Here is a 10,120-nt window from a genome sequence, read left to right as displayed (position 1 = left end):
GTAGCGGATGTGAAGTTTGGTGCATGTAAATGTGAGGGAAAAAAAAGCTGTGATTCAAGAAATGAGTCATCGTCTTAATACTACTCCCATTCTGATAAATTATTGATATGATTAGAGAATACTAATCTGCCACAAACATTAATTTCCCGAATTTATTTTGATTATCAATTTGTAATTTATAAAAATAAATTCCGGGTAAAACCTTTTCTCCTTGACTATCGGTTGCATCCCAAACAATAGAATTTTGACCTTGAAATTGTAGTCGGTTTACCAAATTGATTACTTCTTTACCGGAAATATCAAAAATACTAAGATGTACATAACTCTCTTTATAGAGAAAATAATCGATAGTTATATTTTTATTAAAAGGATTTGGATAATTAGTAATAATATCGGGATTTTGATTTATTTCCTCATTCGTTCCTGTTGTATTAAAAATTTCCTGAATAATATTTCCTGTTGCTTTTGTTGGTTCAATACCCAAAATATAGGAGGCGGTAACTGCCATATCAGGAATATTATGGTATTGCGAGGAAACAAAATCCTTTCTTATATCAGGACCAACTGCAAGAAATTGAATATGTCGACAGCCGTCACAACCACAACCATGCCCCTGAAATCCACCATGTTGATCGTCATGTCGTCCGTGATCATTGGTAACAATTAATGTGGTAGAATTTTCATAAAACGGATCAGACTGTAGTTTTTTCCAAAGTACATCTACAATACTATCTGCTGTTTGAATAGCTGAGGTATATTCTGTCCATATTCCCGAATGCCCTGCATGATCCACATCGGCTAGATAAACCAGCATAAAGTGTGGATGATAATTATCTATCACCAATTGCGCTTGCGTAGCAACATCTCTGTCATTTGCGCCAACACTATGAAATTGAGGCCAATAATCGGGCCCATAATCAGTATCGAAACTGGGCAGCCACAAATCAGGAATATATTTCAAAATATAGAAACACTCATCCGCAGGCATATTCTTTTGTTTTCTGTAATACTCAAAAATAGTAGGTAGAACGGCATAACTAGTGTTTGAACCTTGATAATTAATACTTTCAACATCAGTCCAAGCACCACACCATAAAGCAGGAATAGCACGGGATGTATAAGTATATTTATCGTTTTCAAAATTGTCAATTATTGTTCCGTCTTCTGCTAAATCCCACATTTTTGGAATATATGTTTTGCTCATATCACCAAAAGTTTCGGTATATCGTGCTCCGTCAATAATAACAATCATAACTTTATCATCGCTTTGCGCAAAAGAAAAATGCAATCCTGAAACAAAAAAAACTATGACTAAAAATATTTTGGTTGGTTTTAAAATCATTTGTGCTCGTTTTGCCAACGAAGTTAGTAAAAACTATACTTTATTTACAACTTTGTCATAAGTAAAGACATATCCTGCAATATCCAAGCTTTAGTGTCTGCGGCACTTGGTTTAAAAAAGCTTATAAAAAGAAAAACCCCTTTACAAATTGGTATTAACCTAACAGAAAGGGGTTTTTAAGGAACAATATTCGTCTTATCTAAAAATATCTAAAAATGCTTTATCGGTTTTAGCTTCTACTATACCTTGTTCGTAAAGAATACGGAAATAATCTTCCACTTTTTCTACCAATGGCTCACCGGAAACATATTCAAAATTTACACGATTTAAGAAGAGCTCAACACGATCAACAGGTTGACGCATCATATCAAAACTTAGTTCTGCCGAAGCGTGACGATTGTTATTTACCCAATCGATTGCTTTCTTTAGTTCATCAAGCAGTACTTCTGTAATTTCAGGATAATTACGAGTAAACTCACCTTTTAAAACTATACCTGCATTAGGGAAACTACCAAAGCCTGGATTGTGCTCGTTCCAGATTTTATTGTACGAGATAACAGAAACATCTTCGCCACGGTCTGCCATAATTTTTAAGGCATAACTGGCTTCAGGCTCACGTAGAATTACGGTATCGGCTTTGCCAGAAACAAAGTCGGCATAAATAGTTTCGGGGCGACCAAATGGAGTCCCGTAAGCAAAATCAAAATCTTCAGGATTTAAACCGCTGGCTTTAAGCAAGTAATTGGTAATTTTTGTTGGAGGAGCTTCTTCAAACAGTGGGGTGTGAATTTTTTTTCCTTTTAAATCGGCTAACTTTTCGGCTTTGTAGCCACGGGTTAGAATCACAAAATTATCCCAAACGAAGAGTGCCGGAATCTTGATATCGCTATTTTGTAATTTAGCTGAAGTAATTAAAGCAGAGAAACTAATATCGGCTTTGCCATTGGCAATCCAAGCCAAATGCTTTTCGGTTTCTTCCCAAACTTTAAGCTCTTTAATGTTTACGGCTTTCCTGATTTTGTCCGATTGTAACAAACGCATAATTACAGGATAGGCCACAGGTGTAGCCGATTGAATGACAACATCGGGCTTGTCCGTATTATTGTCTTTTTCTGACTCAGGGACAATTTTTTTATGGAAATAAGTCCAAACTTCAAAGAATGCTTTTTCTTCGGCTATGTGTTCAAATCCCATTTCCGAGAGCATATTTATCAAAGGAATAGGTTCAAATTTCTGTATCAGAATAAAACCGGAATCTTCTTTAATTTCGTAGGCTTTTTTAAGAATAATATCGAAAGGATCGCTTTTCATTTTCCGAACATCCAATATTTCAAAGTCATCTTTTCGCTCTTTCCAATCAATATTCTCAGCTTGCTTATCGTTAAAAATAGAAATACGGTATTCCCTACCCGACTCTACATTATATTTTAAGCCTAAACCACTCAGTACATTATAGAGTTCATTAGGTTCTTCAACAGCGATATAGACTAGATTTTTTTGAGCTTCTAAATGGTTCACTTTTTCAAGTAATTCAGGCATAGAATCCATATTGTAAACATAGCGTTCAGGGCTTTCTTCCCAGGTGATTTCTTCACCAGTTTCGCTTGCAACATTTGCTCCTGGCTTTATGCATTCAGGCATATTTTTGACCAGCTTGTCTTCAACACCTAATTGTTTGTTCATCGCATGAAGAATTTCGCAAATGGAGACTCCCGTTACTTTTGCTGCATCTTTAAAGCTGGCATATCGCGCTAGCGTATTGTATAAAGCGGGATTTTGCATCCGCTTAAACTTGGGCGATAAAATGTTTAAAGTAACTTTTAGCTCTGGATATTTATCCAGCACTTCTTTAATATTTGAGCTGGCTAAAATAGGCTCAATATCTTTAGTTTTTTCTTCTTGATCTTTCTTTATCGAAATAGCTTCCACCGGACAAACTTCCAAAGCTTCCTTACAAAGAGCTTCTTCATCTTCATTCTCCGGTTGTTTCTTCAGAAAAGCACGTTTGTCTTCGAGATCAAAATTATCACCTGCCACTTCAACGCAGGCCATACAAGCGATACATTCTTCGCTAACTTGGTATTTATTATATTTCATTGTTTTTTTAAATTTGCAATTTACCAATCGAGTAATCTTCGATCGCCTTTAATTTCTTGTATTTCAGATATTTCTTGCGAAACTTCTAAAACACCTCTATATTTATTTTCTTTATCGCGCACAGCGAAATACTGAATGAGCACATATTTTGGACCCATATGAATCCAAAAGCTAGCTACTTCTTTTTCTCCTTTTTTAAAGGAATCAACAATACGATCCACTACACCAACACTTTCGGGTGGGTGGCAGTTTTGTATTTTTCGACCGATAATAGCTGCTGTTCGTGGGAAAATGCGATGCTTGGGTGTTGAGAAATAACGTACTTCATCGTTTTCGTCCACAAAAGTAATATCCACCGGAAGGTGATTAAAAACCATTTCGGCTTGTTCTACAGTAATTTCACCTGTGGGGAATTTGATATAATTATCTTTATTTTCTTTGTTGCCAGATGTCGCTTTTAAGTCAGCAATATCAATATTTACAAAAGGAAGTGTCATTTCACTTGTTTCGTGCAACATTTTATCCATTTGATTTTCATCGAAAGTTTCCAACATCAGTGGAAATAAAACATATTCTTCTCTGAAAATAATGGTGCTGATATTGAAAAACAGGAGGCTAGCATATTTATTAAAAGCTTTTAAATCAAAAGTTTCAATTTTTGCTAGATCTATTGTTTTTCTGAAATTCTTACGAATATCATCGTGGAAAGACCACATCAGTTTTAGGCAATCGTGTTCTTGCCAGTTTGTTTCCAAAATAGGGAAGAGTACATTCTCTTTTACGGTATAATGCCAAGTAAATTTCTCTAAATCGGAAAAGCGTTGGTTTAATTCTAGGAGTGTTTTTGCATCAACTTCTTGATTAATCTTTTTAATAAATGGTTTTATTTTTTTTAATTTCTCCGCAGCAATGGCATTGTCTTTTTTTAAATAATCGATAAAGCCATTTGGTTTTTCTTTTATGGCTGGGTAAGTCTTTAGGTTTTCGTACAGAATATTGAATAACTTATTGGAAGCCATTTTCATCTTTTCCAGATCATCATTGGCTTCAAATAGTTGATTGAATGCTCCTAGTAGGTCAGAGGGGATAAAATTCTCCGTTTTAATGCCAAGGTCTTTAATGAGTTGAGCGCCACTTTCTCCCTCAATAATGCCTAGCATATATTTGTTAAGAAGGTCGATACGGTTTTTTGCGGTATTTGTGAATTCTGACATAATGTATAATTCAAGATAAATAATTGCTTCCTCTACAAAAGTAAAGGAAGCAATTAGATTTTATTTGAATTAGGCAATTAATTTTTCTTTTTTGCCCATAAATGTTTTCATAAATAAATCGACAAAGATTCCGACAGCACCACCAATCATCATACTATCAGGTAGGATTCTAAACCACATCCATCCGTCCATAGCATCTAAGGCTTCACGAGTTCTTGTATAATAATAACCCATTTCGGAAGCTGCTCTTGTTTGCTCCAAACCAATCATTATTGTTGGTAAAGTGAACAACAAAACACCAATAGTTAAGGACCAGAAAGAAATCTTACTTAATTTATCGTTCCAGATATATCCATTGGCCAAAGAGTTTGCTCTTGCTGTCATATAAAGGAAAGCGATAGAAACATATCCAAAAGCACCTAATAAAGCGGTATGTGCGTGAGGCATAATCAAATAAGTACCGTGTGAATAGTAAGAAATAGTAGGTGTGTTAATTACCATTCCAAAAATTCCTGCACCAATAAAGTTTAATGCAACAGATCCTGTGATCCACATAAATGGTGTAGTAAACTGATTGACTTCGCCACCAGCAGCACGTTTTTCTCTATAGTTTTTCCAAGCTTCAACAACCATTAAAGCTAATGGTAATGGTTCCATTGCGGAGAAAATTCCCCCAATAGCAATCCAGTACTCATCAAGTCCTTGCCACCAATAATGGTGACCAACACCTAATGTTCCTGCCATCATCATTAAGAACAGTTCGAAGAACATAATTCTTTCGGCCGTTTTTTGAGAAACCAAGCCAAGTGAGACACTAAAGAAGGCAATAGTACCAGCTGCAAACAGCTCAAAAGTTAATTCTACCCATAAATGGATCACCCACCAACGGTAATAATCATCAACCGTAAAGTTTGGTTGAATCTTATGAATAGGCATCATACCTGCAATATAAAGTGTTGCAATACCAAAGGCTGACCAGATAATAGTACCTACAATTGGATTGTTTGTACTTGCTTTTTTGATAAGCGTAATGATTAATAAGAACCAGAATACTAAACCTATCAGTAAGCCAAAGTCCCAAAGCCGACCAAGGTTCAATAACTCTCTACCTTCGTTTCCTAACCAGAACCAAGTTTCGCGTAATTGACCAGTTGCTCCCATATATAAACCTATCATAGAGCCTACAGCTACTACTACTAAAGCAGCCCAAAGTACATCTACGAGCCATGGGAATTTATGATCTTTATTAGCAATCCAAGGAGCTATTAATAATCCACCAACTAACCAACCCACAGCAACCCATAAAATTGCTAATTGAGTGTGTATAGAACGAATTACATTAAAAGGCAACCAGCTCTGTGAGAATATAAAATCTTGAGTTGGATCGGCATAAAGGTGAGCTAAATAAGCTCCCAAAAATACCTGAACAACAAATAATAGCGATACAATTGGTAAATATTTTAATAATTTTTTTTGAGAAGGGAACAGCTTTGTAATTTTCATTGCAGGCTGTAAGTCTTTAATATCATCTTTTTTAAGTAAGTATTCGTAAGTTAAAAAGATAACTACAATTGTTAATACCCACAATACTAAAAATTCGAAAAGAGATACAATATGGTTATTATAGGATGTATCTTGATCAACCAAAGGTTCGGGAGGCCAGTTATTTGACCAAGTTCTCTCAGAATTTGTTCCTTCGGTACCCGGGCGAATGGAAGAAGCAACCATTTGCGACCAATCTACAAAAGCAGCAATTTTTACGGCTTCTTCCTTACGAATTACTCCACCTGGAAATGCTCTTTCAGGTTCCCCTTCAACAAGCATTTTTGTTAAATGGATAACATTCCTTTTGTAAGCTTCCGCCGATGCGTCTGTGTATGTTACACCTTCTTCCATAAGTTTTGTTTGCTCGTGGAAATCTTGTTTCACACGAACTTTTACAGCTCCTCTTTCGATGTCAGTTAAGTCTTTTTCCGACTTAGAATACATTTCTTGAGCGTAAAACTCATATAAATACAGGGCTCTGTGATGGAAAAATTCTGTTGAGAAATCAGGACCCATATAGGCACCCATTCCTAACATAGATCCCCAGTCCATCAAGTCGAACTGCTGAAAATAGCCTTTACCTTCTGCTACATCATCGTAGGTGTAAAGCACTTCGCCCGAAACCGATTTTACCTCTTTGGCAATTGGTGGGACTTCTTTTTGCAGGTTGGCAGTAAAATAAATCAATGCCGTTACCATAAGAATAGCTATAAACCAAAAGGAGGTATAAAGTCCTTTTTTGCTCATAAACTTGTCGAGTAATGTTTGTTTCATTTTTCTCTTTTTTTAGTTAGTAATATTCTATAATTTAAGTGATGTTGATTTCAAAAATAGCTAATATTTATGAATCTCGTTATAATTAAAGTCAGCCAATGTTTTGTTTTGGAAGGTTTCGGTAAATTTTTCGCGCACGTGTATCCAGGTAGAATGCATAGCGCAAGGGTTAGTTTCTGAACATTTATCAAAGCCCAAAACGCAACCCATATATTTGTCCATTCCTTCAACAGAATCAATAATATCAGCTAAAACTATTTTGTTTATTTTTTTGGCGAATGAATATCCACCTTCTCGCCCTCGTGTGCTTTGTATAAAACCTGCTTTTGATAAGTCGGTCATAAGTCGACGGAGATATTTATCAGAGATTTTAAGCGTTTCAACCAAAGATTTGGCCGAATACTTTTGCTCTGGCTCTTTAGCCATAAAGCTTAAAATGCGTAAAGCGTACTCCGATGTTTTAGATAATCTCATTATATACTACCTCGATGTATTATTTGCAAGAATACGGTATTTTTTTTAAATAGGAGGGGATTTGTTAAGATTTTTTTGAGCTTGGACTATAAGACTTATTAAGGTTGAGTTTTTAATATTATCTGTCATTCCGAGTTAGCGAGGAATCTCTGATTAGATCTCCAGCAAATAGTATGAGATTACCATTGAGGACTTTGTCGTTTTTTCAGTTCAGACGCTTATGCCGAATTCTGAAGAATTACTATTGCATTCAGCCTTTATTGGGAAATCGTTAATCTTCTCTTTTAAGGCAATAATCATTCATATCTGTATAGGATTGGCCAATTTGCATTAATGTATCCTGAGATTTATAAGTCCATTCCAAACCATCATCTATTGTCAGATACCAAATTTTAGGTTCATTTGGGCTATGATAATCACTAAAGTAGCCATATTTAAACACATAGTTATACTCCCCATTTGCGTAGGCACCTTTATGATTTTCATTTCCTGTAACAATAAGAATTCCATTGGATAGAAAATTATAAATGATATTCTCGTTTGAATAATCGTAGAATCTATTGACAAACCAAGGATTTCTCGCCCCGGTTATTTTCCATTTTCCTAAGATTTGATCAGATGAAACAATGCTGTCAACTTCGCCAACAATACATTCATACCTCTTAACGTCAACTAGTATTTTATAAACCCCTGATTGATGATCCAATTCATATTCTTTGTTTTCAATTCGAATTTCGTCGTATTTGGTATAAGAGATGCAATTTTCAGATAATCTTTTTGCATCAACATAAAATGTAAAAATCTCTGAACCATTTATTTTCACTGAACCTTCAACAATTTCGCTTTTCCAGCCTATTGAACCAATTTGAATAATATTGATGTCATCTTCGTTAATAAAAGAATATTCAATCGAAGAATTGTCGGCAATATTTAATATTTCGATTTTATTTGACTCGTAAGTTCCATTTGTAAATAAATTTTCATTTGTTGATTTATTAACTAATTCAAAATTTAATGGACTTGGGGGCGTAAAATAAGGCTCATTTTCACAGTCATTATTTACACAACTTTGATTTAAGATAATTGTTAAAATGATTAAAATTTTAGCTGTTTGTTTCACTTTGTTGCTAGTAATGATGAATAACTGAATAACTGTACTGCTTTTACAAACAAATGCACCCCAAAGGTAAGTTAAAAAACATAAAAAAGAAAGTCAGGAAGTTTTTATCTCATTAGTCGTTACACAATTGCATAAAACCATCAAGTTCCGCAATCGTTTTTTGCTCTTCTTCCGTCCAGCTCATATGCCCAGCATCACCCAAAATTAAAATTTGTGAAATCGTGGGTAAAGCCGCTTGAGCTAAAGTTTTTTCAAGAGGAATCCGAGAATCGTGTTTGCCAGCAATAAACAAAACGGGAACTTTTGAATCCATTAAAATATCTACTGTTGAGCTTCTTTCTTTCATTCCTGCCATAGCGGCGATAACGCTTTCTTTTGGCATGGCATTGGCCATTTTCATTTGGATTTCAATTTGATCAGCAAATTTTTCAACGTTATCAGGAGCAAAGAGCGAAGGAATAAATTCATTGATAAAGTGACCTTTGTCTTGTTTTATAATTTCAATTGTCCGTTCACGGTTGCGTTTTGCTACATCTGTATCAGCCGAAGCGTGAGAATGAAACAGTCCTAAACCCTTTAGTATTTGAGGGTATTTTTCGGCAAAAGCCAAAGTAGTATAGCCACCCATAGAATGACCTACCATCACGCACTTTTCAACTTTCTCATCTTGGAGTATTTCATAAACAACCTCAGCCATAAAAGACATAGTATGAATATCTCCAAAATTATCTGTTAATCCATGGCCAGGCAAATCAATACTTATCACTTGGTATTTATTCGACAGAAATTCCTGATGCTCGCTCCACATCTCAAGCGATTCCAGATAACCATGCAGCAAAACCAAAGTTTCGCCTCGACCACTTATTTTATAATGGACATTTTTTCCGTTCAATTGATATTCTTTTTCCACTCTCTTTAGTTTTAGATTACAAATTTACAATTAAAATAGATTTTAGAGCTACAGAATATTTACCGCTGAAGTTGCAGGGAATTAACAATTTTTCCACTTTATTTATTACTTATCATAGAGTATTTAAAATAATATCAATGCCCCATATATACTGCAATTAATATGCTTAGTCTAATTTTAGTTTTTACAATATCTCCAAAGTTAAATTCCTATTATATTCTATCAACATATTCAATTATTTAATTATGTTTGCACAAAATTTAAATTATGACATCTCGTTTTCTAATTCTACTTATTTTATTTTTCAGTTCATCAACCATAAATGCACAAGAAGCAGATGAAAATGGATTTTTGGTTCAGGTAGGAAATATAGCTCCTCTCTTCACTGCCGAACTAACTGATGGTACAGTTTTCGACTTAGAAAACCAAAGAGGAAAAATCGTAATGCTTCAGTTTACAGCGAGCTGGTGCAGCGTTTGTCGGAAAGAAATGCCTTATATTGAAGATGATATTTGGCAAAAGCTGAAAGAAGACAATTTTATTCTAATAGGTGTTGATAGAGACGAAGCACTTGAAGTTGTGTTAAGATATCAGCAAAAAATGGAAATTACTTATCCTTTAGCCTTAGACCCAAATGCAGAAAT

General features: G+C 34.9%; 8 protein-coding genes. 1 reads left to right on the top strand and 7 read right to left on the bottom strand.

Annotated features, from left to right (window positions below; translation table 11 throughout):
• Positions 1–121: 121 nt before the first annotated feature.
• The 7 genes from J7K39_04915 to J7K39_04885 form a co-directional block, all read right to left on the bottom strand.
• Positions 122–1,342 carry a T9SS type A sorting domain-containing protein gene (locus J7K39_04915; protein MCD6179224.1) on the bottom strand — a complete coding sequence of 407 codons (1,221 nt, stop codon included), beginning with the start codon at positions 1,340–1,342 and terminating at the stop codon, positions 122–124.
• A gap of 195 nt (positions 1,343–1,537) precedes the next feature.
• Positions 1,538–3,439 (bottom strand): ferredoxin, encoded by a 1,902-nt coding sequence (locus J7K39_04910; protein ID MCD6179223.1) that lies wholly within the window; start codon positions 3,437–3,439, stop codon positions 1,538–1,540.
• 20 nt (positions 3,440–3,459) lie between these two features.
• Positions 3,460–4,653 (bottom strand): DUF438 domain-containing protein, encoded by a 1,194-nt coding sequence (locus J7K39_04905; protein MCD6179222.1) that lies wholly within the window; start codon positions 4,651–4,653, stop codon positions 3,460–3,462.
• 69 nt (positions 4,654–4,722) lie between these two features.
• Complete coding sequence (locus tag J7K39_04900; protein ID MCD6179221.1) at positions 4,723–6,972, bottom strand: cbb3-type cytochrome c oxidase subunit I; 2,250 nt, start codon at positions 6,970–6,972, stop codon at positions 4,723–4,725.
• 60 nt (positions 6,973–7,032) lie between these two features.
• Complete coding sequence (locus tag J7K39_04895; GenBank protein ID MCD6179220.1) at positions 7,033–7,446, bottom strand: Rrf2 family transcriptional regulator; 414 nt, start codon at positions 7,444–7,446, stop codon at positions 7,033–7,035.
• Positions 7,447–7,717: 271 nt separating this feature from the next.
• A complete protein-coding gene (locus tag J7K39_04890; GenBank protein ID MCD6179219.1) occupies positions 7,718–8,566 on the bottom strand; it encodes a hypothetical protein in 849 nt (282 codons plus the stop codon).
• 112 nt (positions 8,567–8,678) lie between these two features.
• Entirely contained in the window at positions 8,679–9,458 is a 780-nt protein-coding gene (locus tag J7K39_04885; GenBank protein ID MCD6179218.1) for an alpha/beta hydrolase, read from the bottom strand.
• 285 nt (positions 9,459–9,743) lie between these two features.
• Between J7K39_04885 and J7K39_04880 the strand changes: the two genes are divergently transcribed.
• A partial coding sequence (locus J7K39_04880) for a TlpA family protein disulfide reductase (protein ID MCD6179217.1) occupies positions 9,744–10,120 on the top strand: 377 nt, incomplete at its 3' end.

The organism is Bacteroidales bacterium (assembly GCA_021157585.1).
Lineage (GTDB): Bacteria > Bacteroidota > Bacteroidia > Bacteroidales > UBA12170 > UBA12170.
Note: the sequence above shows the minus strand (reverse complement) of the source record. Positions and strands in the feature narration are given on the sequence as shown.